We start from the raw sequence: 24,734 nt of genomic DNA, 5'->3' as shown, positions 1-24,734 counted from the left end.
GGTTCCTGTGACGAAGGCCCCGGACGGGATGTCCGCCGTACGGGCCTCCGGTCCTCCGGGCGGGCCGTCGAACGTGATCGCCGAGCCGTACGGCGGCTCCGGCTCGTACGGTGCACGCCATGGTGCACGCCCGCGCGCCCGTATGGAGGGCCCCGGGGCGAAGCACCTTGGCGCGTGCGGAACAATGGAGTACGTACGGCATTCCCCCGGGGCGACCCCCCGGACCCCGGCCCGGGCGGCAGACGGCCGCGGGTTACCAATGCGAGGCGGACTTTTCGTGACCCGGATCGTGATCATCGGCGGCGGCCCCGGCGGCTACGAGGCGGCCCTGGTGGGCGCCCAGCTCGGCGCGGAGGTGACCGTCGTCGACTGCGACGGGCTCGGCGGGGCCTCGGTCCTCACCGACTGCGTGCCCTCCAAGACCCTGATCGCGACGGCCGAGGTGATGACCACCTTCGACTCCTCCTACGAGGAGCTGGGCATCATCGTCGCCGACGACACCCCGCACATCGAGCAGGCCGCCCGGGTCGTCGGCGTGGACCTCGGCAAGGTCAACCGCCGGGTCAAGCGCCTCGCGCTCGCCCAGTCGCACGACATCACCGCCTCCGTCACCCGCGCCGGGGCCCGCGTGATGCGCGGCCGGGGCCGGCTGGACGGGCTCCAGGCCGCCGACGGCTCCCGGCAGGTCGTCGTCACCGCCGCGGACGGCACCGAGCAGCGGCTGACCGCCGACGCCGTGCTGGTGGCGACCGGCGGCCACCCCCGGGAGATCCCGGACGCCCAGCCCGACGGCGAGCGCATCCTGAACTGGACCCAGGTCTACGACCTCGACGAACTGCCCGAGGAACTCATCGTCGTCGGCTCCGGTGTGACCGGCGCCGAGTTCGCCGGGGCCTATCAGGCGCTCGGCTCCCGCGTCACCCTCGTCTCCTCCCGCGACCGGGTGCTGCCGGGCGAGGACCCGGACGCGGCGGCCGTCCTGGAGGACGTCTTCCGCCGCCGCGGGATGAACGTCATGGCCCGCTCCCGCGCCCAGTCCGCCAAGCGCGTCGGCGACCGGGTCGAGGTGACACTGGCCGACGGCCGGGTCATCACCGGTTCGCACTGCCTCATGGCGGTCGGGGCCATCCCGAACACCGCGGGCATGGGCCTGGAGGAGGCCGGGGTCCGGCTCAAGGACTCCGGGCACATCCTCACCGACCGGGTCTCGCGCACCAGCGCTCCCGGCGTCTACGCGGCCGGGGACGTCACCGGGATCTTCGCGCTGGCCTCGGTCGCCGCGATGCAGGGCCGGATCGCGATGTACCACTTCCTCGGCGACGCGGTAGCCCCGCTGAACCTCAAGGCCGTCTCCGCCAACGTCTTCACCGACCCGGAGATCGCCACCGTCGGCTACAGCCAGGCCGACGTCGACGCGGGGAAGATCGAGGCCCGGGTCGTCAAGCTGCCCCTGCTGCGCAACCCGCGCGCCAAGATGCAGGGCATCCGCGACGGCTTCGTCAAGATCTTCTGCCGTCCCGGAACGGGGATCGTGGTGGGCGGCTGCGTGGTCGCGCCGCGCGCCAGTGAGCTGATCCACCCGATCTCGCTCGCGGTCGACAACAACCTGACCGTGGAGCAGATCGCGAACGCCTTCACCGTGTACCCGTCCCTGTCCGGATCGATCGCCGAAGTGGCCCGCCAGCTGCACACCCGCAAGCTCACGGACGAGGGCTGAGGGCCCGGCGAGCCGGACGATCCGCGTCAACCCCCGGCCGTCCGGGCGGTGCACCGACCCCTCCGGGACCACCGGGAACAACACCGGGGCCTCCTATACCACTTGGAGGCCCCGGTGAAGTACAACTTCTGTTATTCGGCGCAAACTGCTGAAAACCCACGAGCGGTCAGGTTACTGTCAGTTTCGTGTTCGCTGCAGAACGTCGTCAATTGATCCTCGAAATGGTGCGTGCCAACGGGGCGGTATCGCTCCGTGAGCTCGCCCGCGTCGTCCAGACCTCCGAAGTGACCGTACGGCGGGACGTGCGGGCGCTGGAGGCAGAAGGACTCCTCGACCGCCGGCACGGCGGTGCGGTCTTGCCGGGCGGTTTCACGCGGGAGTCCGGCTTCCCGCAGAAATCCCATCTCTCCACCGCGGAGAAGACGGCCATCGCCGACCTGGCGGCCGGACTGGTCGGCGAGGGCGAGGCCATCGTGGTCGGTGCCGGGACGACCACCCAGGAGCTGGCCCGCCGGCTCGCCCGGGTCCCCGGCCTGACCGTCGTCACCAACTCCCTGCTGGTCGCCCAGGCGTTGGCCCATGCCAACCGGGTCGAAGTCGTCATGACCGGCGGCACCCTGCGCGGGACCAACTACGCGCTGGTGGGCAGCGGGGCCGAGCAGTCCCTCCAGGGGCTGCGGGTCTCGCGGGCCTTCCTCTCCGGGAGCGGTCTCACGGCGGAGCGTGGCCTGTCCACCTCCAACATGCTCTCCGCCAGCGTCGACCGGGCACTCGTGCAGGCCGCCGCCGAGGTGGTGGTCCTGGCCGACCACACCAAGCTCGGCTCGGACACCATGTTCCAGACGGTGCCCACCGAGCTGATCACCCGCCTCGTCACGGACGAACCGCCCCACCACGACGAGCGGGCGGCCGCCGAGCTCCAGGCCCTGGCGGACCAGGGCGTGGAGATCACGGTCGCCGGTCCCGAGGGGGAGGTCTCCGGCGGGGAGGGGCACCCACCGGGGCGTCAGCCCCGCCGCGACATGCCGCTGCCCGGTCAGCGCCGCACCCAGAACGGCGGCCTCGGCCCGCAGTTGCGCAGCGCCTCCGCCCTGGCGGACGTGCCGGGCGAGCGGAGCGCCCGCGTGGCGGACCTGCGGCGGCGGTAGACGCCGGGGAGGGTGCGGGACCCGGGGCCTCAGGCCTGGGGAGGCGGTAGGGCCCGGGGCCTCAGGAGGTCCGGAGGCGGCGGTGAGGGTCCCGGGGTCCTAGGAGGTCCGGGGACGGCGGTGAGGGGCCCGGGGCCTCAGGGCCTCACTTCAGCCCTCGGAGCGTCAGCCGCAGCAGCCGGTCCGCCAGCTCCGGTTCGTCCGGGGACTGCTCGGCCGCCAGCGCGATGGCGTTCGTCAGCTGGAGCAGGTCGTCGATGGACACGTCGTCCCGTACGGACCCGCTCTCCTGGGCCCGGCGCAGCAGTCCCGCGCCCGCCTCGCGGAGCGGCAGATGGCACTGGGTCAGCGCCGACGTCTCGTCCCGGGAGGCCGACATGAGCGCGCGGGCCAGGCCCCGGTACTCACCCGCATGAGTGATGATCGCGCCCAGCCACTCCACCAGCGCCCGGCACGGGGCCTCCGCCGCCGCCAGCTCCCGGGAGCGGTCCAGGAGGGAGCGCAGGGCGTCCTGGAAGACCGCGTTCATCAGGGCGTCCCGGTTGGGGAAGTGCCGGTAGAGGGTGCCGATGCCCACGCCCGCGCGCCGGGCGACGTCCTCCAATGAGGCGTCCGTGCCGTGCTCGGCGAAGGACCTGCGGGCCTCGCCCACCAGCCGGTCGTGGTTCCGGCGCGCGTCCGCGCGCATCGGCCGGACCGACGGCCGCGCCGTGCTCGTTTCTCTCGGGATCGCCCCTGCCATGGCCTCCGCCCTCCCCGGTCCCCGGGACCGCTGTGGGGTCCAGGATGCCACTGCGCCGAGGGGCCCGGTCCGCGCCGTCACGGCGCGGACCGGGCCCCTCGGCACAGGCCGGTTCGTCAGTCCTTGATCTCGCAGATCAGGGCGCCGGAGGAGACGGAGCCGCCGACCTCGGCGGTGAGGCCCTTGACGGTGCCGGAGCGGTGGGCGTTGAGCGGCTGCTCCATCTTCATCGCCTCCAGGACGACGACGAGGTCGCCCTCCTTGACCTCCTGGCCCTCCTCGACCGCGACCTTCACGATCGTGCCCTGCATGGGCGAGGCGAGGGAGTCGCCGGAGGCGGCCGAGCCCGCCTTCTTGGCCGCGCGCCGCTTGGGCCTGGCCCCGGCCGCGAGGCCGGTACGGGCCAGGCTCATGCCCAGCGAGGACGGCAGGGAGACCTCCAAGCGCTTGCCGCCGACCTCGACGACGACGGTCTCCCGCCCGGCCTCGTCCTCCGCGTCCGCCTCGGCGGGAGCGGCGAAGGGCTTGATCTCGTTGACGAACTCGGTCTCGATCCACCGGGTGTGCACGGTGAACGGGTCCGAGGTGAAGGCGGGGTCGGTGACGGCGGCCCGGTGGAACGGGATCGCGGTGGCCATGCCCTCGACCTGGAACTCCGCCAGTGCGCGGGCGGCGCGCTGGAGCGCCTGCTCGCGGGTCGCGCCGGTGACGATCAGCTTGGCGAGGAGGGAGTCCCACGCCGGGCCGATGACCGAGCCGGACTCGACGCCCGCGTCCAGCCGGACCCCGGGGCCGGTCGGCGGGGAGAACAGCGTCACCGTGCCGGGGGCGGGGAGGAAATTGCGGCCCGGGTCCTCGCCGTTGATCCGGAACTCGAAGGAGTGCCCGCGCACGGCCGGGTCGCCGTAGCCCAGCTCCTCGCCGTCCGCGATGCGGAACATCTCGCGGACGAGGTCGATGCCGGTGACCTCCTCGGTGACCGGGTGCTCCACCTGGAGGCGGGTGTTGACCTCCAGGAAGGAGATCGTGCCGTCCAGGCCGACCAGGAACTCGACGGTGCCCGCGCCGACGTAACCGGCCTCCTTCAGGATCGCCTTGGACGCCGCGTACAGCTCGTCGTTCTGCGCCGGGGACAGGAAGGGGGCCGGGGCCTCCTCGACGAGCTTCTGGTGGCGGCGCTGGAGGGAGCAGTCACGGGTGGAGACGACGACCACGTTGCCGTGGGTGTCGGCCAGGCACTGGGTCTCCACGTGGCGCGGCTTGTCCAGGTAGCGCTCGACGAAGCACTCGCCCCGGCCGAACGCGGCGACCGCCTCGCGGACCGCGGAGTCGTACAGCTCCGGGATCTCCTCCAGCGTGCGGGCCACCTTCAGGCCGCGCCCGCCACCGCCGAAGGCGGCCTTGATCGCGATCGGCAGCCCGTTCTGCTCGGCGAACGCGACGACCTCGTCGGAGCCGGAGACCGGGTCCGGGGTGCCCGCGACGAGCGGGGCGCCCGCGCGCTGGGCGATGTGCCGGGCGGCGACCTTGTCGCCGAGGTCGCGGATGGCGGCGGGGGGCGGGCCGATCCAGGTCAGTCCGGCGTCCAGGACGGCCTGGGCGAACTCCGCGTTCTCCGACAGGAATCCGTAGCCGGGGTGGACCGCGTCCGCCCCGGAGTCCGCCGCGGCCTGGAGCACCTTGGCCATGTCCAGGTAGCTGGCGGCCGGGGTGTCACCGCCCAGGGCGAACGCCTCGTCGGCGGCCCGGACGTGCAGCGCGTCCCGGTCCGGCTCGGCGTAGACCGCGACACTCGCGATCCCCGCGTCCCGGCACGCCCGAGCAACGCGGACAGCGATTTCGCCACGGTTGGCGATGAGCACCTTGCGCACGATGACTCCCTCCTGGAAACAAGCTGAGTTTAGGGACTGCCGACACGGCCGTACGATGCGTCCCCATGGGTGAGCTTGCCCACACGGAGTGTGATCCGAGGCTTGCCCCCGTCATGAAATCCCTTGTGGCACCACGGTACGCCGGGATCGTCAACCGCACAGTAACCACCCGGTGTGGCCCAGGTCTCTGTCTTGAGGGTCAACGCCGGACGCCGATTCTTTGTGGACTCCCTACGAACGGCCGATGGATTCTTTGCGTGACGTGCGGGGCGGTCCGACCCCTTGTCCGAAGGAATACCGCTGAGTAGGGTCCGCGCTACGCACGTACCGGAGGTAACAGGGGTGGGACGCTGATGCGCAGGCCGGTGGCGATCATGACGGCACTCGTGCTGTTCGGGGAGGCGGTGGGCATCGTGCTCGTCAACGCCGTCCTGGCCACGGTGACCGAGAACCAGAACATGTCGCTCGCCGGTATGGACCCGCGGGCCATGTCCGCCGGCACCTGGGCGCTCGGCGGGGCCGGCGGGCTGCTCCTGGTGCTGTGCGGACTGACGGCCCTGCTGGCCGGGGTCCGGGACCGCTCGCCCGGCCGCGTCGGACGCGTCGCCCTGACCGGCTGCGCGGTCGTCCACGGCGTTCTCGGCGCGCTCACCGTCGGCCTGGTGGGCTGGTCCGCCTTCGCGTTCATGATGGCCGTACTGGCGCTGCTCGTCCTCACCCTGCTGTCCTACGGCCCCGGCCCCCGCGAGCCCGGCATGATCAGCGAGGCGCCCGCTGGACCCACAACTCCGTGACGGAGATGCCCAGTTCGCCGAGCAGGCGGCGCAGCAGCGGGAGCGAGAGGCCGATCACATTGCCGTGGTCGCCCTCGATGGAGTCGACGAACGGGGCCGAGCGGCCGTCCAGGGTGAACGCCCCCGCCACATGGAGCGGCTCGCCGGAGGCGACGTACGCGGCGACCTCGGCGTCGCTCGGTTCGCCGAACCGTACGACGGTGGACGCGGTCGCCGACGCCGTACGGCCGGAGGCGGTGTCGATGACGCTGTGGCCGGTCCGGAGGATGCCGGAGCGGCCGCGCATCGCCTTCCAGCGGGCGGTGGCCTCCTCGGCGTCGGCCGGCTTGCCGAGGGCCTCGCCGTCCAGCTCCAGCACCGAGTCGCAGCCGATGACCAGGGCGCCCGCCGTTCCGGGGCGCTCCGCGACGGCCGCCGCCTTGGCGCGGGCCAGCACGAGGGCCAGATCGGCGGGGGTCGGGGCGCTCAGCGCGTCCTCGTCCACCCCGCTGACGATCACCTCGGGGGCGAAACCGGCCTGGCGCAGCAGGCCCAGGCGGGCGGGGGAGGCGGAGGCGAGCACGAGACGGCGCTGGGGCGGCTGATCAGTCATGCCCGCCATCGTAGAAGGGGCGAGCGCGCCGGGGCGGCGGGTGCCAGGGGCAGCTGCCGGTTCAGTGAAGTGAGAGCGCGGGGGCCGGTTCAGCGGATGCCGAGCACGAACATCGCCAGCAGCATCGCCAGCGCCAGCAGCACGCCGGCTCTGCGCATCATCGCCTGGGCGTCGCGCAGTTCCTTCGGCGGCTGGTTCTCGGGGTCGGACCACAGCATGCGTCCGATCCTGCTGCGCCACGCCCCGCGGCGCCTGAGTACCCGTACTCAAGCCGCCCCCGCCCCCGGTCGCTCAGGCGGGCCAGTACGTCCGGGCCCAGGCCCGCGGGCCCGGACGGAGGCCGCCGGTACGGGCGATGCGGCCCGGGTCGGACCACTGCTGGGGCGGCAGCGGCGCGCGGGAGGAGACGGCGGACGCGGCGGCGGCGCGCGCCTGGACCACCGCGACGGCGGCGGCCAGCTCCTCCGGGGTGGGGTTGCCCCGTACGACCTTGATCATGGGCGGACCTCTCTGGGAACGGGCGGGCGGACCGGCGGCTACAGCGGGATGTTGCCGTGCTTCTTCGGAGGGAGGGATTCCCGCTTCGTACGGAGCTGACGCAGGCCCTTGACGATGTGGGCCCGGGTCTCGGACGGCATGATCACCGCGTCGACGTAGCCGCGCTCGGCCGCCACGTACGGGTTGAGCAGCGCGTCCTCGTAGTCCGCCATCAGCCCGGCGCGGGTCGCGTCCGGGTCCTCGGCGGCGGCGATCGTGCGCCGGTGCAGGATGTTCACCGCGCCCTGCGCGCCCATGACGGCGACCTGCGCGGTCGGCCAGGCGAGGTTCAGGTCGGCGCCCAGGTGCTTGGAGCCCATCACGTCGTACGCGCCGCCGAACGCCTTGCGGGTGATGACGGTGATCAGCGGGACCGTGGCCTCCGCGTAGGCGTAGATCAGCTTCGCGCCGCGCCGGATGATGCCGCCGTACTCCTGGTCCACGCCCGGCAGGAAGCCGGGCACGTCCACGAAGGTGAGCACGGGGACGTTGAACGCGTCGCAGGTGCGGACGAAGCGGGCCGCCTTCTCGCTCGCGTCGATGTCCAGGCAACCGGCGAACTGCATCGGCTGGTTGGCGACGATCCCGACCGGGTGGCCCTCGACCCGGCCGAAGCCGGTGATGATGTTCGGCGCGAACAGGGCCTGGGTCTCCAGGAACTCACCGTCGTCCAGGACGTGTTCGATCGCGGTGTGCATGTCGTACGGCTGGTTCGCCGAGTCCGGGATCAGCGTGTCCAGCTCCCGGTCCTCGTCGGTGGTGGCGAGGTCCGCCTCCTCGGGGAAGGCCGGGGCCTCGGAGAGGTTGTTCGAAGGGAGGTAGGAGAGCAGGGACTTGACGTACTCGATGGCGTCCTTCTCGTCCCCAGCCATGTGGTGCGCCACCCCGGAGGTGGTGTTGTGCGTACGGGCGCCGCCCAGCTCCTCGAAGCCCACGTCCTCGCCGGTGACCGTCTTGATGACGTCGGGGCCGGTGATGAACATGTGCGAGGTCTGGTCGACCATCACCGTGAAGTCGGTGATCGCGGGGGAGTAGACCGCGCCGCCCGCGCACGGGCCGACGATCAGCGAGATCTGCGGGACCACCCCGGAGGCGTGCACGTTGCGGCGGAAGATCTCGGCGAACAGGCCGAGCGCCACGACGCCTTCCTGGATGCGCGCCCCGCCGCCGTCGTTGATGCCGATCACCGGGCAGCCGGTCTTCAGCGCGAAGTCCATGACCTTGACGATCTTCTCGCCGTAGACCTCGCCCAGCGACCCGCCGAAGATCGTGAAGTCCTGGGAGTAGACGCAGACCGGACGGCCGTCGACCGTGCCGTAGCCGGTGACGACACCGTCGCCGTACGGGCGGTTCTTCTCGATGCCGAAGTTGGTGGAGCGGTGCCGGGCGAACTCGTCGAGCTCCACGAAGGAGCCCTCGTCCAGCAGCAGCCCGACCCGCTCACGGGCCGTCAGCTTGCCCTTGGCGTGCTGCTTCTCGACCGCGCGGGCCGACCCCGCGTGCGTCGCCTCGTCGATGCGGCGCGTCAGGTCCGCGAGCTTGCCCGCGGTGGTGTGGATGTCGATCTGCGGCTCGGACATCGGGGGGCGGCTCCCTGCCTGGTCACGGGGACGGGGGTCCGGCTGAGGTCACGGGGGGACGGGGCCGGTCGTCCGTACGGCTGGCTACTGACTCGTAGCGTATCGGCGCGCCTACGGTTCGGCAGTGCGTCCTTTGCCACACCTAGTCTGGCTTGCATGACACCACCGGATGCGCCACACAACCGCTGGTCGGACCTCGACCGGCCGCCCCTGAACCGGACCGCGCTGCGCCGCGGACTGCTGCGACCGGACGCGCTGTGGCGGGCGCTGGACGTCGTGGAGTCGACCGGGTCGACCAACACCGACCTCGCCGGGCGGGCCCGCGCCGGGACGGTGGAGGAGGGCACGGTGCTGGTGGCCGAGGAGCAGACCGCCGGGCGCGGCCGGCTGGAGCGGAGCTGGACCGCCCCCCCGCGCTCCGGACTGTTCCTCTCCGTGTACCTGGAGCCCGGTGACATCCCGATGGAGCGCTGGGGGTGGGTGCCGCTGCTGGCCGGGGTGGCCGCCGCGACCGGGCTGGCCAAGGCGGCGGGCGTCGACACCGCGCTGAAGTGGCCCAACGACCTGCTGGTCCAGGTGGCGGGCGAGGAGCGCAAGGCCGGCGGCATCCTCGCGGAGTTCGCCGGGGACGGCATCGTCGTCGGCCTCGGCGTCAACGTCTCGCTGCGCGCCGACGAGCTGCCCGCGCCCACCGCCGGGTCGCTGGCGCTCGCCGGAGCCGTCTCCACCGACCGCGAGACCCTGCTGCGGGCCGTGTTGCGCTCGCTGGAGCACTGGTACGGGGCGTGGAAGGCGGCCGACGGCGACGCGGCCGCGTCCGGACTCCAGGCCGCGTACGCCGCGGGCTGCGCGACGCTGGAGCGGACCGTACGGGCGGAGCTGCCGGGCCGGACGGCCCTGGTCGGGGAGGCCGTCGCCATCGACGGGGACGGGCGCCTGGTGCTCTCCACCGGGGAGGGGCTGCGGCAGCCGGTGTCGGCGGGCGACATCGTCCACCTCCGCGGCGCGGCGGGCGGGCTCACCTGAGGCCGGGGGCGCGCCCGGGGGACGGGCTCGCCCGGAGGCGTGCGGCTCGCCCGGGACGTACGGGAACGGGTGGTCCCTCGTCCGTCTCCCGGCCGGGCCGGGCCCGGCCGGAGAGCGCGAACGGGCGGGCCGCCGGTGTCACGCCGGGCCCACCCGTATCGGGTGACCGAGGACGTGAGCCAGGGCACACCTGCCGTATCGTTGAGGCGATCCAGCGACAGATCGGCAGGGCAGTGCGCAGGGAACGGGCAGGAGGCGGCTGGTGACCGTCGGCGACGCGACGTCCGGCGCGGGTGAGGAGCCCGGACCGGACTCCTCGGTCCACGCCACACCCCACCACGAGGTCGACCATACGGCCGAGCCGACCGACGACCCCCTCGCGATCCGGCTGGAATCGCTGATCCTGGGCGCGGACCGCCGCTACACGCCCTTCCAGGCGGCCCGGACCGCCGGGGTCTCCATGGACCTGGCCTCCCGCTTCTGGAGGGCCATGGGCTTCGCGGACATCGGCCAGGCCAAGGCGCTCACCGAGGCGGACGTCCTCGCCCTGCGGCGGCTCGCCGGTCTCGTCGAGGCGGGGCTGCTCAGCGAGCCGATGGCGATCCAGGTGGCCCGCTCCACCGGGCAGACCACCGCCCGGCTGGCGGAGTGGCAGATCGACTCGTTCCTGGAGGGGCTGACCGAGCCGCCCGAGCCCGGGATGACCCGCACCGAGGTCACGTATCCGCTGGTCGAGCTGTTGCTGCCGGAGCTCCAGGAGTTCCTGGTCTACGTGTGGCGGCGGCAGCTAGCCGCCGCCACCGGTCGGGTCGTGCAGGCCGCGGACGACGAGGAGATGGTCGACCGGCGGCTCGCCGTCGGCTTCGCGGACCTGGTCGGCTTCACCCGGCTGACCCGGCGCCTGGAGGAGGAGGAGCTGGGCGAGCTGGTCGAGTCCTTCGAGACCACCGCCGCCGACCTGGTCGCCGCGCACGGCGGGCGGCTCATCAAGACCCTCGGCGACGAGGTGCTCTTCGCCGCCGACGACTCCGGCACGGCCGCCGAGATAGCCCTCCGGCTGATCGAGGCGATGTCCCAGGACGAGACGATGCCCTCGCTCCGCGTCGGCATCGCCTTCGGCACGGTCACCACCCGCATGGGCGACGTCTTCGGCACCACGGTGAACCTCGCCAGCCGGCTCACCTCGATAGCTCCGAAGGACGCCGTCCTGGTCGACGGGGCGTTCGCCACGGAGCTGGTCCGGCACGGTCAGGCCCCGGAGTCCGAGGCGCAGGCCGCCGAGGCCGTCGCGGCCGCCGCCGAGCGGGCCCGGCTGGCCGAGAAGGAGGGCCGCGAGCCGGACGAGGAGCCGCCGCTGCCCACGTACCGCTTCGGGCTCCAGCCGATGTGGCAGCGCCCGGTGCGCGGGCTCGGCGTGGTCGAACCCTGGCTGCTGGCCCGGCGCGGCAAGCTGGGCTCCTGAGCCTGTCGGTGTGCCCGCCGCGCTGTCTAGGATTCTGGCGATAACGCTCGTTGACGTCGACCGGCGTCGTCGGCCGGGTTACCGGCCGCGGGCCGTCGTCGACCGACAGGGGTGCAGCCATGACCGTCACGTCCGATCAGTGGTACGGGGAGTTCGTCGTCGTACGGCGGCACGAGGGGCAGGAGTACGTCGCCGAGCTGGTACTCGACCGGCCGAAGGCCATGAACGCCGTCTCCACCGACATGGCCCGCTCCCTCGCCGCCGCCTGCGCGGCGCTCGGCGCCGACCGCGAGGTGCGGGCGGTCGTCCTCACCTCCAGCCACGAGCGGGCCTTCTGCGTCGGCGCGGACCTCAAGGAGCGCAACTCCTTCACCGACGCCGAGCTGGTACGCCAGCGGCCCACCGCCCGCGCCGCCTACACCGGGGTCCTGGAGCTGCCGATGCCCACGATCGCGGCCGTGCACGGCTTCGCCCTCGGCGGCGGCTTCGAACTGGCCCTCGCCTGTGACGTGATCGTCGCCGACGCCACCGCCGTGGTCGGACTGCCCGAGGTGTCCGTGGGCGTCATCCCCGGTGGCGGCGGTACGCAGCTGCTGCCGCGCCGGGTCGGGGCCGCGCGCGCCGCCGAGCTGGTCTTCACCGCCCGCCGGGTCGAGGCCGCCGAGGCCCGCGCGCTGGGGCTCGTCGACGACCTGGTGGAGGCGGGCCGGGACCGCGAGGAGGCCCTGGCGCTGGGCAGCCGGATCGCCGCCAACTCGCCGGTCGGGCTGCGCGCGGCCAAGAAGGCGCTCCGGCTGGGACATGGGCTCGACCTGCGGGCGGGTCTGGAGGTGGAGGACGCGGCCTGGCGGTCGGTGGCCTTCTCCGGCGACCGGGCGGAGGGCGTGGCCGCGTTCAACGAGAAGCGGCGGCCCGACTGGCCCGGGGAGTGAGCGACCGGGAGGGTTACGCAGAGTCAGATATTCCGGTGCGGGCGGCGCGAATCGTTGCGATTAGTTACGCAATGAACTGATCAAAAGTGAACAAAGTTACCTAAACTGGACGAATGGGTGGTGAGGATGCGCGACTGAGGGCCGTGGTTTCGCTGGCGCAGAACATGGCCGCGGCCTACACGCCGCGCGAATCGTGGCGGGCGGCTGCGCTGGGCGCCTGTGAGGCGCTGCACGGCAGCTTCGCCGCGCTCTCCGTCTGGGAGCGGGACCGGGGCAGGCTGCGGGTGCTGGTCAACGCCGGGCAGCGGGCCGAGGGGGAGGAGGAGTTCCCCGAGGAGGAGGCCTATCCGGTCCACCAGTTCCCGGAGATCACCGAGTTCCTGCACGAGCGCTGGGCGGGCGGCGGTGAGCCGGACGCCTGGGTGGAGACCGCCGACGGGCAGCCCGGCGCCGGGGGCCCGGCGCGCGGCGCCCGCCCCTACAGCCACCAGCGCGTCGCCGCGCTCCGGCGGCGCGGCCGTGGCTGCTGCGTCGTCGCGCCGATCGTGCTGCACGGCCGGGCCTGGGGCGAGCTGTACGTGGCGCGGCCCGCCGGGCGGCCCGTCTTCGACCGGGCCGACGCGGACTTCGCGACCGTCCTGGCCGCCGTCGTGGCCTCCGGGGTCGCCCAGACCGAGCGGCTGGAGGAGGTCCGCAAGCTGGCCTTCACCGACCCGCTCACCGGGCTCGCCAACCGCAGGGCCGTCGACATCCGGCTCGACGAGGCGGTCGAGCGGCACCGCGCCGACGACACCGTGGTCAGTCTGGTCGTCTGTGATCTCAACGGCCTCAAGGCGGTGAACGACACCCACGGCCACGCCGTCGGCGACCGCCTGCTGGAACGTTTCGGCTCGGTGCTCTCCCTCTGCGGGGCGCGCCTGCCGGACGCGTTGGCCGCCCGGCTCGGCGGCGACGAGTTCTGCCTGCTCGCCACCGGACCCTCGGCCGACGACGTGGTGGGCGTGGCCACCGAACTCTGCGACCGGGCCGCGGTGATCGATCTGGGCGAAGGGGTGGCCTGCGGGGTCGCGTCGACCGGGGACCCGATCGGCCAGGTGCGCTCGGCCCGGCGGCTCTTCCGGCTGGCGGACGCCGCGCAGTACCGCGCCAAGGCTGCCCGCTCGTCGATGCCGGTGGTGGCGGGGCGGGACGGCGAGGTCGTCCGGCTCGCCGACTCCCCGCCCGCCTCCGCCCACGACCGGCGCAGGCTGCGCGGCCACCGGCCGTCATGAGCGGAGCGGCCGCCTCCCGCGTGCGCCGTCTCCGACCCCGTACGCCCGTGGGGGAAGCGCGTTTCGCGGTAAGGGGTCCGGTGCCGGACCGCTATGGGCTGTCCCGTAATCCCTGGCGGGCGCACGACGACGGCTACGGCACCTCGCCGCGTTGTCGGAACGCCCGAATACATCCAGTATTCGGACGTCCCTCCGCCTTGCGATGCACCGCATCTGACGCCGCACGCTGATCCACCAGGGATTACGGGACAGCCCTTAGTGACATAGCGATGTTCAATCCGTACGCTGCTGAATATGGATATGCACACTGTCGTGGTGGGAACGTCCGGGACCACCGCCGAGGACGTGATCGCCGTGGCCCGCCACGGCGCCCGGGTGGAGCTGTCCGCCGCCGCCGTGGACGCGCTCGCCGCGTCCCGCCTCATCGTGGACGCGCTCGCCGCCAAGCCCGAGCCCGTCTACGGCGTCTCCACCGGCTTCGGCGCGCTCGCCAGCCGCCACATCAGCCACGAGCTGCGCGCCCAGCTCCAGCGCAACATCGTCCGCTCGCACGCGGCGGGCATGGGCCCCCGGGTGGAGCGCGAAGTGGTCCGCGCGCTGATGTTCCTCCGGCTCAAGACGCTCGCCTCCGGGCACACCGGCGTCCGCCCCGAGGTGGCGCAGGCCATGGCCGACCTGCTGAACGCGGGCGTCACGCCCGTCGTCCACGAGTACGGCTCCCTCGGCTGCTCCGGCGACCTCGCGCCCCTCTCGCACTGCGCGCTCACCCTGATGGGCGAGGGCGACGCGGAGGGCCCCGACGGCACGGTCCGCCCGGCGGGCGAGCTGCTCGCCGCGCACGGCATCGCCCCGGTCGAGCTGCGCGAGAAGGAGGGCCTGGCCCTCCTCAACGGCACCGACGGGATGCTCGGCATGCTGGTGATGGCCCTCGCGGACCTGCGCGGCCTCTACACCTCCGCCGACATCACCGCCGCCCTCTCCCTGGAGGCGCTGCTCGGCACCGACAGGGTCCTCGCCCCCGAACTGCACGCCATCCGCCCGCACCCCGGGCAGGGCGCCAGCGCGGACAACATGCTGCGGGTACTGGCCGGTTCGGGTCTCACCGGTCATCACCAGGACGACGCCCCCCGGGTCCAGGACGCCTACTCGGTGCGCTGCGCGCCCCAGGTCAACGGCGCCGGCCGGGACACCCTCGACTACGCGGCCGTGGTCGCGGGCCGCGAGCTGGCCTCGTCGGTCGACAACCCGGTGGTCCTGCCCGACGGCCGCGTCGAGTCCAACGGCAACTTCCACGGCGCGCCCGTCGCGTACGTCCTGGACTTCCTGGCGATCGTCGCAGCCGACCTCGGCTCGATCTGCGAACGCCGCACCGACCGCCTCCTCGACAAGCACCGCTCACACGGGCTGCCGCCGTTCCTGGCGGACGACGCCGGGGTCGACTCGGGTCTGATGATCGCCCAGTACACCCAGGCCGCCCTGGTCAGTGAGATGAAGCGGCTCGCCGTCCCGGCCTCCGCCGACTCGATCCCGTCCTCCGCGATGCAGGAGGACCACGTCTCCATGGGCTGGTCCGCCGCGCGCAAGCTCCGGACGGCCGTGGACAACCTGACCCGGATCGTCGCCGTCGAGCTGTACGCCGCGACCCGCGCGGTCGAACTGCGCGCCGCCGCCGGTCCGGCTCCCGCCCCCGCCTCGCAGGCCGCCGTTGCCGCGCTGCGGGCCGCCGGGGCGCAGGGACCGGGCCCGGACCGCTTCCTCGCCCCGGACCTGGCCGCCGCCGACGCGTTCGTCCGGGAGGGAGGCCTGGTCGCGGCCGTGGAGCCGGTCACGGGACCGCTGGCCTGAGCCGCTTTCCCGGGCCCACGCGACGGGCCCGGGGTGAGAGGTTCTGGGCGAGGGGGTCAGCGCGCCCGGCGCGGGCCGGAGCGGCGCACCGAGGAGGTGACGAAGCCCGCGCCGATGCCCAGCAGGGCGGTGCCGCCGATGAGGTACGGGGTGGTGTCCAGGCCCGGCCCGGTGGCCGCCAGACGCGGCCCGGAGCCGTCGTCGGCCGACCGGCCGTCGGCCTGGTCCGCGGCGGCGGGGGAGGGGGCGCCCGGGGTGTTCTCGACGGTGGCGTTGGCCGAGGGGACGAACCAGAGGGCGGCGAGCAGCGTACCCGCGGTGGTGGCGGTCAGCAGTGTTCGACGAGCGACGGACACAGATTCGATCCCCTTGTGACAACGGTGAGTTAGCCCCGTGGGTCGATGCTAAGCAAAGCAGCGGGTCGGAGGAAAGTCGCGGCCTCACCGCCCCTTACGCTCCGGCCATGAGCACTGATGAGACATCCAGGTTTGTTCGACTTCGCGTGGAGATGGTGCTGGAGATCACCGATCTCGACGCCCTGACCGGCACCGCCCTCGAATCCATCGCCGCCGAGTACGGGGAACCCCTCACGGAGGTCGCCGTGAGCGACCCCGACGAGCGGGGCGAGGAGCGGCGGATGCATGCGGAGGCCGCCGTCCGGGCAGACGGAGCAGAGGCGCTCGCGTCGCTGGTCGACCCCTTCGACCTGGTCGGCGAGGTGCCCGGGGTCGAGCTGGCCCAGGCCTCCTGGAGCAGCGAGAGCATCGACTACGACCCCGACGCGCAGGACTGGGACGACGACGCGGACGACGACGAGGAGGCGCTGTTCCTGCCGCTGGACGAGGGCGACGAGGAGGGCCCCGGCGGCGCGATCAAGCACAATGGGTAGAACGACGGCGAGGACGGTGAACCCGCACATCGGGTCCGACGTGTGAGAACACCGGCCCCGGACCCGCTCGGCGGCGGCCCGGGGCCACTCGGCGCGGCGGCACGGAATCAGCTCCCGGATACGGGAACCACCGCTGCCGCGGGCGCGTCGATGAGTGGTGTTCCCCACATCTTCCGTGGATGCGGAACGGAGCACCCGTTGCGGGTGTTCTTGGAACATCGACGGGAAGAGCCTCCTGGCGGTCCCGTCCGGGGATTTTTGGGGAATCGGCGACGATGGAGAAGCGTGTGATGACGGACAGCAAGCGGCGCAGGGGCCTCGCGGCCGTGTCCGCACTGCTCGGCGGCGTGCTGGTGCTCTCGGCCTGCACCGACGACGGCGGCGGCGAGAAGACGGGTGCCGGGAGTTCGGATTCCTCGCAGGCGCAGGAGGTCGACAAGGCGGCGGCCGCGGACGCCTCCGAGGCGCAGATAGCGATCCAGCCGAAGAACGGCGCGACCGACGCCAGCATCAACAACGCGGCGCAGGTCTCGGTCGAGAAGGGCAAGCTGACCGAGGTCGTCATGACCACCGCGGACGGCACCCCGGTCGAGGGCACCCTGTCGGCCGACGGGGCCACCTGGAAGCCCGCGGCCCAGCTGGAGCGGTCCACCACGTACAAGATCGACGCGACGGCGGAGGACGCGAAGGGCCGCAAGGCGCACGAGAACAGCTCCTTCACCACCGTCTCGCCCGACAACAGCTTCATCGGGAACTTCACCCCCGAGGACGGCTCCACGGTCGGCGTCGGGATGCCCGTCTCGATCAACTTCAACAAGGCGATCACGGACAAGAAGGCCGTCCTGGACGGCATCACCGTGACCTCCAGCAGCGGCCAGGAGGTCGTGGGCCACTGGTTCAGCGACCAGCGGCTGGACTTCCGCCCGCAGGACTACTGGCAGGGCGGCTCCACCGTCACGCTGAAGCTGGCCCTGGACGGCGTCGAGGGCGCGGACGGCGTGATCGGCGTCCAGCAGAAGACCGTGACCTTCAAGATCGGCCGCAACCAGGTCTCCACCGTCGACGCGAAGAGCAAGACGATGACGGTCACCCGCGACGGCAAGACGGTGAAGACGATCCCGATCTCCGCGGGCGCCCCCGAGAACCCCACGTACAACGGTCAGATGGTGATCTCCGAGAAGCACAAGGAGACCCGGATGAACGGTGCCACCGTCGGCTTCACCGATGACGACGGCAAGGGCGAGTACGACATCAAGGACGTGCCGCACGCCATGCGGCTGTCCACCTCGGGCACCTTCATCCACGGCAACTACTGGGGCAAGGGCATCTTCGGCAAGGCCAACACCAGCCACGGCTGCGTGGGCCTCGCCGACGTGAAGGGTGCCAACGACCCGAAGGCCCCGGGTGCCTGGTTCTACGACAACTCCATGGTCGGCGACGTGGTCATCGTCAAGAACTCCCCGGACAAGACCATCCAGCCGGACAACGGCCTCAACGGCTGGAACATGGACTGGGCCCAGTGGACGGCGGGCTCCCAGGCCTGATCCGGGCCCGCCGCCCGTCCGTCCCCGCTCCACCCCCGTCCCCGCGCGAAGGCGGCGGCCCCCGTACACCCCGGGGCCGCCGCCTTCGGCGTTTCGGCGTACGCGCCGGGGCGGCCCGGGGCCGGGAGACGGCTCGGCGCCGGGGTGGTCCGCCGGATCTCAGCCCGTCCGTCCCGCCACGGCCGCCCGGTAGTGCCGCAGGTCCCGGTGGAGCACCTGGCGGACCCCTGCCAGGTCCTCCAGGGGTTCGGCCGGGCAGCCCGCGGGGCGCTCCTGGGCGTGTGCCGCGGTGGAGGGGGACCGGAGCCGGTACCAGGGCTGGAGCGGCAGCCACAGCAGCCCGTACAGCCAGCGCACCACCAGGGGGCGGAAGCCGGGGCGTCCCGCGTCGGGCAGCCGTATCACCCGGACCCCCATGATCAGCTTCCCGGCGCTGGCCCGGACCGCCATGGTCAGCAGCACCTGGTTGGCGAACGACAGCGCGACCAACTGGGCCAGCAGCAGGGCGACTTCCTGGCCCGCCCGGCCGGAGTGCAGCGGTGAGCGCACCAGCAGCCCGACGACCAGCAGGCACAGATAACAGTCGAGGCCGACCGCCAGATAGCGGCGCAGGTCGCCCGTGCCCCGGGGAACGCGGGGCGGACGGGGAAACCCGAGGAACCCCGGGGAGGTGCGCGCGGGATGCGGATACCCGGGATGCTCCGGGCGCCACGGCTTGGTCATGGGGGCATCATGACTGATCGTCAAGAGGGGTGCCCCTGTTCCTGGCGGGTAACTCCCGTACCTCCGCGTTGTTTTACGGACAGATTGCTATCGGCGCGGTCCGCGCGCCTTCCACGTGGCCGGGCAGCCCGGTCCGCCGGAGGCGTATCGGCCCCGCCGATGCGGGACTTCGGGAGCTTGCATGGGCGACGTGTTGTGACGCGGGGCCCGGCGGCTCAGGGTGGGCGGTGCGAGCCGAGCAGAATCCGTGGAGGTGGGCCGTGGTCCAGGACGACCGAGAAGGCCGTTTCGTCGTGGTGGTCAACGACGAGGAGCAGTACTCGATCTGGGCGGAGGAGCGCGAGATGCCCGCCGGCTGGCGGGGTACGGGCTTCGCCGGGTCCCGGGAGGAGTGCCTGGCCCATGTGGACGAGGTCTGGGTCGACCAGCGGCCCCTGAGCGTCCGTCAGGCCGGCTGAGGAAGGTGACCGGCCCGGTGACCGTGCGCCGGGCCGGGGCGCACCCGGCCGGGGTGCGCCCGGTTGCCGTGCGCCGGGCCCGGGTGCGGCCGGCGGTCCGCTCCGGGTCAGGGGAGGTGGGGGAGCCAGCCCCGTTGGGCCGCGCGGACGCCCGCCTCGAATCTGCTGCGGGCCCCCAGCCGGTCCATGAGGCCCGTCGCGATGCGGCGGGCGGTGCGGTGCGAGACGCCGAGGCGTTTGGCTATGCCCTCGTCCGTGTGGCCCTCGGCGAGCAGCCGCAGGGCGGCGGCCTCCTGCCGGTCCAGGGCGCCGTCCTCGCGGCGGGGCTTCTCGCCCAGCGGGCGCGCCGCCTCCCACACCGTCTCGAACAGGGTGAGGAGAGCGGTGAGCATCCCCGTCCCGGGCTCGGCCGCCGTGATCACCATCGCGCCCCTGCTGCTGTCCCGGCTGTCGAGCGGGACCACCGCCGTCGACCGGTCCACGAGCGTCATCCGCAGCGGGAGTTCGGCCACCGTGCGGACCTCACCGCCCATCGCCGTGAGCCAGTCGGCGTGGGCCGCGCTGGCCGCGCAGTTGCGTACGCTCTCCAGATAGATCGTCCGCATCGTCACCCCGCGCCCCAGCAGCTTCTCGTTGAGCGGGCGCGAGGCGGCCATGTTCGCCGGGGTCTGCGCGCCCCCGGGGGCGAAGACCAGCACCTCCTGCCGGACCCGTTCGGTCAGCAGGGCCAGCCGGGTGCGGATCTGCGCCACGTCGTCCAGGTGCTCCACGCCGACCGGGCCCTCCGCCGGACGACGCCCGGCGTACTCCGATATCAGCTGGGAGGCCGCGGTCCGGGCGGCCGTGATGCGCTGCCGCTGGAGGGCGAACTCCGCCTGTCTTCGGGCCAGCAGGTAGTCCAGACCGAGTTCGGGGCTGACGGCCCTCGGCGGCTGCGCCGAGCCGGTGGCGGAGGGCTGGAGGAGGGACAGCTCCGCCAGCCGGTCCCAGGCGGCGCGGACGGCCTCCTCGGAGAGGTCCAGCCTGCGGGCGATCGCGCGGACGCCGTCGTGAGGGTGCTCCAGCATGGACCGGTACACGGCTTCGGTGTGCGTATCCAGCCCCAGCAATTCCAGCATCGCTCAGTTCCCCGTTCCGGCGGTATCGCTCCGTAACCTGCTGCTGCCCGGGGGGCGGCCCGCCGACGGGCCGGTCAGTGACGCCGGTGGCCCCTTCGGGCCATGGCCCGAAGCGCCCAACCGATTCCCTTCCCCCCAAGGTTCACCAGCCGCGATGCTACTTCGCGGCGGACGGGTCCGCCAGGAAACGCCGCTCAGCCGCACCGTTCCCCGTGCATCGCCTGCCGAAAGGACGCCGGTCATGACCCCTGCCCGTATCGCCAGGGCGGTCGCTCTCAGCGCGCTCACCACCGCGGCCCTGCTCGCACCCGCCGTCGTGCTCCCCGCCGCCGCGCCGTCCCTCTCCGCGTCCGCCGCCACGGTGGAGGGCGCCGCCTTTGCCGACGCGTCCCGGGCGGACATGGGCTGGCAGTGATCCCGTGGATCTGAGACAGCTGACCACCTTCCACCGTGTCGCGACGCTGCTGAGCTTCACCCGGGCCGCGTCCGAGCTGAAATACGCCCAGTCCAGCGTCACCGCCCAGGTCAAGGGGCTCGAAGTGGCCCTGGGCGTCGAGCTGTTCGAGCGGCTGCGGGGCGGCATCCGGCTCACCACCGCCGGGGAGCGGCTCGTCCCGTACGCGGAGCGCATCCTCTCCCTCGTCGACGAGGCCCGGGACGAGACCACCGGCTGGGCGGAGCCCTCCGGCGTGCTCACCATCGGGACGACGGAGAGCCTCACGTCCTACCGCATGCCGTCGGTGCTGGAGTTCTTCCACCACCGCTACCCGCTGCTCCAGCTCGCCCTGCGCACCAGCGAGAGCGCCCAGACCTGCGAGGCGCTGCGGCAGGGCGCGTACGACATGGGGTTCCTCATGGAGGCGCGGACGGAGCACCCGGGTGTGCGGACCGAGGTGCTGGGGCGGGAGCCGCTGGTCGCGGTCGCCGCCCCCGGCCACCGGCTCGCCCCGGTGCGCCACCTGAGCACCCGGGACCTGGGTGAGGCGGGCGTCCTCGCCCCCGAGGCGGGCTGCGGCTACCGGGAGATGCTGGAGGCCGAGCTGAACGCCGGTGCGGCGCGGCCGGTGCGGCTGCTGGAGTTCGGCAACACCGAGTCCGTCAAGCGCGGCCTCGCGGCCGGGCTCGGCGTCGGGGTGCTCCCCGAGATGGCGGTGTCCGACGCGGTCGCCGCCGGGACCCTGGCGGTCCTGGACTGGGCGCCGCCGTTCGAGGTGTACACCCAGATCGCCTGGCGCCGGGGCCGCCGCCTCACCCGGGAGATGCGGGTCTTCGCCGACCGCACGGCCCAGTTCATGGCCCAGGACCGGCCCCAGCCGCACCTGGTCGGCTGAGCCGGTCCCGGCCGCTCCCCGCGAGCCGTCACCGTGTCCCCGCCACGTCGTCGGCGTACCGGGGACACGGCGGTCACAGGTGCTCCCGGGCGATCAGCTCCTCCATGATCTGGAACGCGTTGAGCGCGGCGCCCACCCGCAGGTTGTCGGTGACCAGCCAGAGCAGGAAGGTGTTCGGGTTCCCGGGGGAGATCCTGATCCGGCCCAGATGCAGGTGGTTGGGGTCGCCGAGGGTGGCGGGGGTCAGGGCGTCCTCGTCCAGCCCGTCGTCGTGGACCGTCACCTCGGGCAGCGAACCCAGCAGCTTGCACAGCTCCGTGCGGTCCACCGGCCGCAGGCACTCCACCCACAGCGCCGCGGAGTGCCCGTTGACCACCGGCACCCGCACACAGGTCGCCGTCACGTCGAGGCCGGGCAGGTCCAGGATCTTGCGCGACTCCTGGAGCAGCTTGTGCTCCTGGAGCGTGAAGCCGTCGGCCAGCACCTGACCGATCCGCGGCACCACGTTGAAGGCCAGCGCGGGCGAGAACGCCTCGGCGGGCATCGGCGCCTGCGGGTCCTGGAGGGCGAGCCGCGAGGCCTCCTGAAGCTCCTCGATGCCGGAGTGGCCGCTGCCGGAGGCCGCCTGGTACGTACTCAGGGAGACCTGGCGCACCCCCCAGCGGCGCTCCACGTCCCGGACGACCCGGACCAGCGGGATCGTGACGGAGTTCGGGTTGGCGATCACCCCGGCCGCCGGGCGGCGGGCCAGCTCCGCCGCGTTCACCTGCGGTACGACCAGCGGCACGTCGGCGCTCATCCGGAAGGCGAAGGTGTTGTCGATCACCAGGGTCCCGTGGGCGACCGCGACGGGCACCCAGGCCCGGCTGACGGCGTGCCCGGCGGAGAAGAACGCCACGTCGGCGTCGCCGAAGTGGAACCCGGCCAGGTCCCCGACGCGGAACTCCCGGCCGCCGACCCGGACCGGGCGCCCCGCCGAGCGCGCCGACGCCAGCAGGTGCAGCGCCCGGTAGCGCAGCCCGCGGTCCTCGATGACGTCGAGCAGCGTCCCGCCCACCGCGCCGGTCGCGCCGACCACGGCGATCCGCGGGGCGCGGGGGTCGTCGACCAGAGGCATGGACATCGCCGATCACGTAGGGCCGTGGACGCCGGTCGCGTAGGCCGTGGAAGGGGGGTGAGGGGGCGTGGACGGGGGGGTGAGGGGGGCGGGGGCCGCCGGTCCCGGGCGGGGCCTTGTGGGCGGTGCGGACGGCCGGCGCCGGACCGGGGAGTCCGGGAGCACGCGGGGCGATCATCCCCCGGGCCGGACCGGCCCCGATCATCCCCCGGACCGCAACGGCCGACAATCGGCGGAACATGCGCATCCCCGATGGCTCCCATTGGTCCCACCGATCGCGCCGCCCGGCTCCGCCGGGCCGTCCGCCCCGGCCCCACCAGGCGATCCGCCGCGGTTCCCGCGGTCCGGCCCCCGCTGATCGGAATCCCCGAAGCCGACCATCGGAACTGCTCGTGTGACCGACATTGACCGAGAAGTTTCGTCTGGCGAAGGGTGGAGGGCGGAACGGGCCCGCGGGCACGGGAGTTCACCGGTCGTCGATCGAATGGGTGGGTTGATGCAGCAGGCCGTCAAGGTCGTCGGAATCGGCGGGTCCTCCCGGCCCGGCTCCACGGCGGAGCGGGCGCTCCGCGCGGTGCTGGCCGAGGCGGCCCGGCGGGGCGCCGACGTCACCCTGATCGGCGGAGCCGACCTGGTGCTGCCGCTCTACGATCCGCGCGCCGCGTCCACCGAGCCCGGGGCGCGCCGCATGCTCGCCGCGATCGCCGAGGCGGACGGGGTCGTGCTCGCCAGCCCGGTGTACCACGGGACGGTGTCGGGTCTCCTGAAGAACGCCCTGGACCACATCGAGCGGCTGCGGGACGACGACCGGCCCTATCTCACCGGGCGTGCGGTCGGCTGCCTGGCCGTGGGTCAGGGCTGGCAGGGCGCCGCGACCACCCTGGCCACCCTGCGGGACGTGGTCCACGCGCTCCGGGGCTGGCCCACGCCGCTGGGCGTGGCGCTCAACACCGCCACGGCGGGCTTCACCCCGGCCGGGGTCTGCGACCACCCGCACATCCAGGGGCAGTTGACCGAGATGGCCGCCCAGGTCGTGGAGTTCGCCGAGGCCCAGCGGGCCCTGCGGTCCGCCACCGGGCGGCCCTCGGCGCCGGTGACGGGGGCCGAGGGGTCCGCAGCGCCCGCGGAGTCCGCGGCACCGGCCGGGACCGTGGCGCCCGCGCAGTCCGCCGTGCCCGTCGCGTCCGTCCCGCCCGCGGAGGCCACCGTGCCCGCCGCGGCCGGGGAATCCGTCGCTCTGCGGGCGCGGTGACCATGGACACCGGGACGAACCCCTGGATCCGGTGCTTCCACCCGAAGCCCCGGGCCGCGCACACCCTGGTCTGCTTCCCGCACGCCGGCGGTTCGGCCAGCTACTACCACGGCCTCTCGGCGGCCCTGGACCCGGACGTGGAGATGCTGGTGATCCAGTACCCCGGCCGGGAGAACCGGCTGTTCGAGAAGCCCGTCGACGCGGTCGGCGCGCTGGCGGACGCCGTCGCCGACGCCCTGACCGCCCGGCTCGGCGAGGACCGGCGGCCGGTCCTGTTCGGGCACAGCATGGGGGCGGTCGTCGCCTTCGAGACCGGGCGGCGGCTGGAGCGTACGGGCGTCGCCGCGCCCCGGCACCTGGTGGTGTCCGCGTGTTCGGCGCCCTCGGACGGACCGGGGAGTGTGCGCCTGGTCGACGAGCAGCCCGACGCCGACGTGCTCGCCAGGATCATGGGGCTGGGCGGCACCGCCCACGGGGTCGGTGAGGACGCCGAGTTGCTCACCCTGGTGCTTCCGGCGATCCGGGCCGACCTGGCCGCCCTGGAGTCCTACCGGGCGGCGGACGGCGCGGCGGTCCACTGCCCCGTCACCGTGCTCGTCGCGGACGGCGACCCCGAAGTGCGCCCGGAACGGGCCGGGTTGTGGGGACGCCATGCCGCCTCCGGCGAACCCGAGGTGCACGTCTTCGAGGGCGATCACTTCTATCTGCGGGAGAGACCCGGGCGCTTTCTCGACCTGTTGCAGGAAACGGCGCGCACGTCTCACGCGGAGAGCTCACACGGATGA

25 protein-coding genes are annotated in these 24,734 nt (G+C 73.2%); 15 read left to right on the top strand and 10 right to left on the bottom strand.

What is annotated here, in order from left to right:
• Positions 1 to 277: 277 nt before the first annotated feature.
• Together ACIRRU_RS11130 and ACIRRU_RS11125 are read left to right on the top strand one after the other, a co-directional pair.
• A complete protein-coding gene (locus ACIRRU_RS11130) occupies positions 278 to 1,717 on the top strand; it encodes an NAD(P)H-quinone dehydrogenase (protein ID WP_363202935.1) in 1,440 nt (479 codons plus the stop codon).
• 185 nt (positions 1,718 to 1,902) lie between these two features.
• Positions 1,903 to 2,865 carry a DeoR/GlpR family DNA-binding transcription regulator gene (locus tag ACIRRU_RS11125; protein WP_403678709.1) on the top strand — a complete coding sequence of 321 codons (963 nt, stop codon included), beginning with the start codon at positions 1,903 to 1,905 and terminating at the stop codon, positions 2,863 to 2,865.
• A 145-nt stretch (positions 2,866 to 3,010) separates the two neighbouring features.
• On the opposite strand, the gene ACIRRU_RS11120 is transcribed toward ACIRRU_RS11125, so the two are convergent.
• Both ACIRRU_RS11120 and ACIRRU_RS11115 read right to left on the bottom strand, forming a co-directional pair.
• The gene (locus tag ACIRRU_RS11120) at positions 3,011 to 3,553 is read right to left on the bottom strand and encodes a TetR/AcrR family transcriptional regulator (protein WP_403678707.1); all 543 of its coding nucleotides are present in this window, start codon (positions 3,551 to 3,553) and stop codon (positions 3,011 to 3,013) included.
• A 170-nt stretch (positions 3,554 to 3,723) separates the two neighbouring features.
• A complete protein-coding gene (locus tag ACIRRU_RS11115) occupies positions 3,724 to 5,478 on the bottom strand; it encodes a biotin carboxylase N-terminal domain-containing protein (RefSeq protein ID WP_363202932.1) in 1,755 nt (584 codons plus the stop codon).
• Positions 5,479 to 5,831: 353 nt separating this feature from the next.
• Between ACIRRU_RS11115 and ACIRRU_RS11110 the strand changes: the two genes are divergently transcribed.
• On the top strand, positions 5,832 to 6,272 hold the full coding sequence (locus ACIRRU_RS11110) for a hypothetical protein (RefSeq protein WP_403678705.1): 441 nt from the start codon (positions 5,832 to 5,834) through the stop codon (positions 6,270 to 6,272).
• Here the strand turns inward: ACIRRU_RS11110 and ACIRRU_RS11105 are convergent.
• The 4 genes from ACIRRU_RS11105 to ACIRRU_RS11090 all read right to left on the bottom strand — a co-directional run bounded on the left by ACIRRU_RS11105 (position 6,238) and on the right by ACIRRU_RS11090 (position 8,981).
• Positions 6,238 to 6,873, bottom strand: coding sequence for a nucleoside triphosphate pyrophosphatase (locus ACIRRU_RS11105; RefSeq protein WP_403678704.1), 636 nt, complete (start codon positions 6,871 to 6,873; stop codon positions 6,238 to 6,240). The genes ACIRRU_RS11110 and ACIRRU_RS11105 overlap by 35 nt on opposite strands.
• A gap of 80 nt (positions 6,874 to 6,953) precedes the next feature.
• Positions 6,954 to 7,082 carry a morphogenic membrane protein MmpB gene (mmpB, locus tag ACIRRU_RS11100; RefSeq protein ID WP_403678702.1) on the bottom strand — a complete coding sequence of 43 codons (129 nt, stop codon included), beginning with the start codon at positions 7,080 to 7,082 and terminating at the stop codon, positions 6,954 to 6,956.
• A 73-nt stretch (positions 7,083 to 7,155) separates the two neighbouring features.
• A complete protein-coding gene (locus ACIRRU_RS11095; protein WP_363202928.1) occupies positions 7,156 to 7,362 on the bottom strand; it encodes an acyl-CoA carboxylase epsilon subunit in 207 nt (68 codons plus the stop codon).
• 38 nt (positions 7,363 to 7,400) lie between these two features.
• Positions 7,401 to 8,981 (bottom strand): acyl-CoA carboxylase subunit beta, encoded by a 1,581-nt coding sequence (locus tag ACIRRU_RS11090; RefSeq protein ID WP_403678700.1) that lies wholly within the window; start codon positions 8,979 to 8,981, stop codon positions 7,401 to 7,403.
• A gap of 156 nt (positions 8,982 to 9,137) precedes the next feature.
• Here ACIRRU_RS11090 and ACIRRU_RS11085 point away from each other — a divergent pair, with 156 nt between their 5' ends.
• From ACIRRU_RS11085 to hutH, 5 genes are all read left to right on the top strand, one after another.
• Positions 9,138 to 10,007, top strand: coding sequence for a biotin--[acetyl-CoA-carboxylase] ligase (locus ACIRRU_RS11085; protein ID WP_403678699.1), 870 nt, complete (start codon positions 9,138 to 9,140; stop codon positions 10,005 to 10,007).
• Positions 10,008 to 10,269: 262 nt separating this feature from the next.
• On the top strand, positions 10,270 to 11,469 hold the full coding sequence (locus ACIRRU_RS11080) for an adenylate/guanylate cyclase domain-containing protein (RefSeq protein WP_363202925.1): 1,200 nt from the start codon (positions 10,270 to 10,272) through the stop codon (positions 11,467 to 11,469).
• Positions 11,470 to 11,588: 119 nt separating this feature from the next.
• Entirely contained in the window at positions 11,589 to 12,401 is an 813-nt protein-coding gene (locus ACIRRU_RS11075) for an enoyl-CoA hydratase/isomerase family protein (protein WP_403678697.1), read from the top strand.
• Positions 12,402 to 12,514: 113 nt separating this feature from the next.
• A complete protein-coding gene (locus tag ACIRRU_RS11070; RefSeq protein ID WP_403678695.1) occupies positions 12,515 to 13,672 on the top strand; it encodes a diguanylate cyclase domain-containing protein in 1,158 nt (385 codons plus the stop codon).
• Positions 13,673 to 13,966: 294 nt separating this feature from the next.
• A complete protein-coding gene (gene hutH / locus ACIRRU_RS11065; protein WP_403678693.1) occupies positions 13,967 to 15,517 on the top strand; it encodes a histidine ammonia-lyase in 1,551 nt (516 codons plus the stop codon).
• Between the two features lie 56 nt (positions 15,518 to 15,573).
• Here hutH and ACIRRU_RS11060 read toward each other — a convergent pair whose 3' ends face one another.
• A complete protein-coding gene (locus ACIRRU_RS11060; protein ID WP_403678691.1) occupies positions 15,574 to 15,873 on the bottom strand; it encodes a hypothetical protein in 300 nt (99 codons plus the stop codon).
• A 107-nt stretch (positions 15,874 to 15,980) separates the two neighbouring features.
• Here ACIRRU_RS11060 and ACIRRU_RS11055 point away from each other — a divergent pair, with 107 nt between their 5' ends.
• Both ACIRRU_RS11055 and ACIRRU_RS11050 read left to right on the top strand, forming a co-directional pair.
• Entirely contained in the window at positions 15,981 to 16,406 is a 426-nt protein-coding gene (locus ACIRRU_RS11055; protein WP_403678689.1) for a hypothetical protein, read from the top strand.
• A gap of 275 nt (positions 16,407 to 16,681) precedes the next feature.
• Positions 16,682 to 17,950: an Ig-like domain-containing protein gene (locus tag ACIRRU_RS11050; RefSeq protein ID WP_403678687.1), complete on the top strand. Its 1,269-nt coding sequence runs from the start codon at positions 16,682 to 16,684 to the stop codon at positions 17,948 to 17,950.
• 159 nt (positions 17,951 to 18,109) lie between these two features.
• Here the strand turns inward: ACIRRU_RS11050 and ACIRRU_RS11045 are convergent, their stop codons facing one another.
• A complete protein-coding gene (locus tag ACIRRU_RS11045) occupies positions 18,110 to 18,562 on the bottom strand; it encodes an RDD family protein (RefSeq protein WP_403678754.1) in 453 nt (150 codons plus the stop codon).
• A gap of 371 nt (positions 18,563 to 18,933) precedes the next feature.
• On the opposite strand from ACIRRU_RS11045, the gene ACIRRU_RS11040 reads away from it, so the two are divergent.
• Positions 18,934 to 19,131, top strand: a complete 198-nt coding sequence (locus tag ACIRRU_RS11040) for an MbtH family protein (RefSeq protein WP_363202918.1) — start codon at positions 18,934 to 18,936, stop codon at positions 19,129 to 19,131.
• Between the two features lie 107 nt (positions 19,132 to 19,238).
• On the opposite strand, the gene ACIRRU_RS11035 is transcribed toward ACIRRU_RS11040, so the two are convergent.
• Positions 19,239 to 20,249 carry a helix-turn-helix domain-containing protein gene (locus tag ACIRRU_RS11035; protein WP_403678685.1) on the bottom strand — a complete coding sequence of 337 codons (1,011 nt, stop codon included), beginning with the start codon at positions 20,247 to 20,249 and terminating at the stop codon, positions 19,239 to 19,241.
• A 241-nt stretch (positions 20,250 to 20,490) separates the two neighbouring features.
• Between ACIRRU_RS11035 and ACIRRU_RS11030 the strand changes: the two genes are divergently transcribed.
• Together ACIRRU_RS11030 and ACIRRU_RS11025 are read left to right on the top strand one after the other, a co-directional pair.
• The gene (locus ACIRRU_RS11030) at positions 20,491 to 20,664 is read left to right on the top strand and encodes a hypothetical protein (RefSeq protein ID WP_403678683.1); all 174 of its coding nucleotides are present in this window, start codon (positions 20,491 to 20,493) and stop codon (positions 20,662 to 20,664) included.
• A 4-nt stretch (positions 20,665 to 20,668) separates the two neighbouring features.
• On the top strand, positions 20,669 to 21,580 hold the full coding sequence (locus ACIRRU_RS11025) for a LysR family transcriptional regulator (protein WP_363202915.1): 912 nt from the start codon (positions 20,669 to 20,671) through the stop codon (positions 21,578 to 21,580).
• 73 nt (positions 21,581 to 21,653) lie between these two features.
• Here ACIRRU_RS11025 and ACIRRU_RS11020 read toward each other — a convergent pair whose 3' ends face one another.
• Complete coding sequence (locus tag ACIRRU_RS11020; RefSeq protein ID WP_403678682.1) at positions 21,654 to 22,703, bottom strand: aspartate-semialdehyde dehydrogenase; 1,050 nt, start codon at positions 22,701 to 22,703, stop codon at positions 21,654 to 21,656.
• 490 nt (positions 22,704 to 23,193) lie between these two features.
• Between ACIRRU_RS11020 and ACIRRU_RS11015 the strand changes: the two genes are divergently transcribed.
• Positions 23,194 to 23,949 (top strand): NADPH-dependent FMN reductase, encoded by a 756-nt coding sequence (locus ACIRRU_RS11015; protein ID WP_403678680.1) that lies wholly within the window; start codon positions 23,194 to 23,196, stop codon positions 23,947 to 23,949.
• A 2-nt stretch (positions 23,950 to 23,951) separates the two neighbouring features.
• On the top strand, positions 23,952 to 24,734 hold the full coding sequence (locus tag ACIRRU_RS11010) for a thioesterase II family protein (RefSeq protein ID WP_403678679.1): 783 nt from the start codon (positions 23,952 to 23,954) through the stop codon (positions 24,732 to 24,734).

The sequence above is a fragment of the Streptomyces sp. NPDC101181 genome (assembly GCF_044767975.1).
GTDB lineage: Bacteria > Actinomycetota > Actinomycetes > Streptomycetales > Streptomycetaceae > Streptomyces.
The sequence above is the reverse complement of the archived record's forward strand: the minus strand, read 5'-3'. Positions and strand labels throughout refer to the sequence as shown.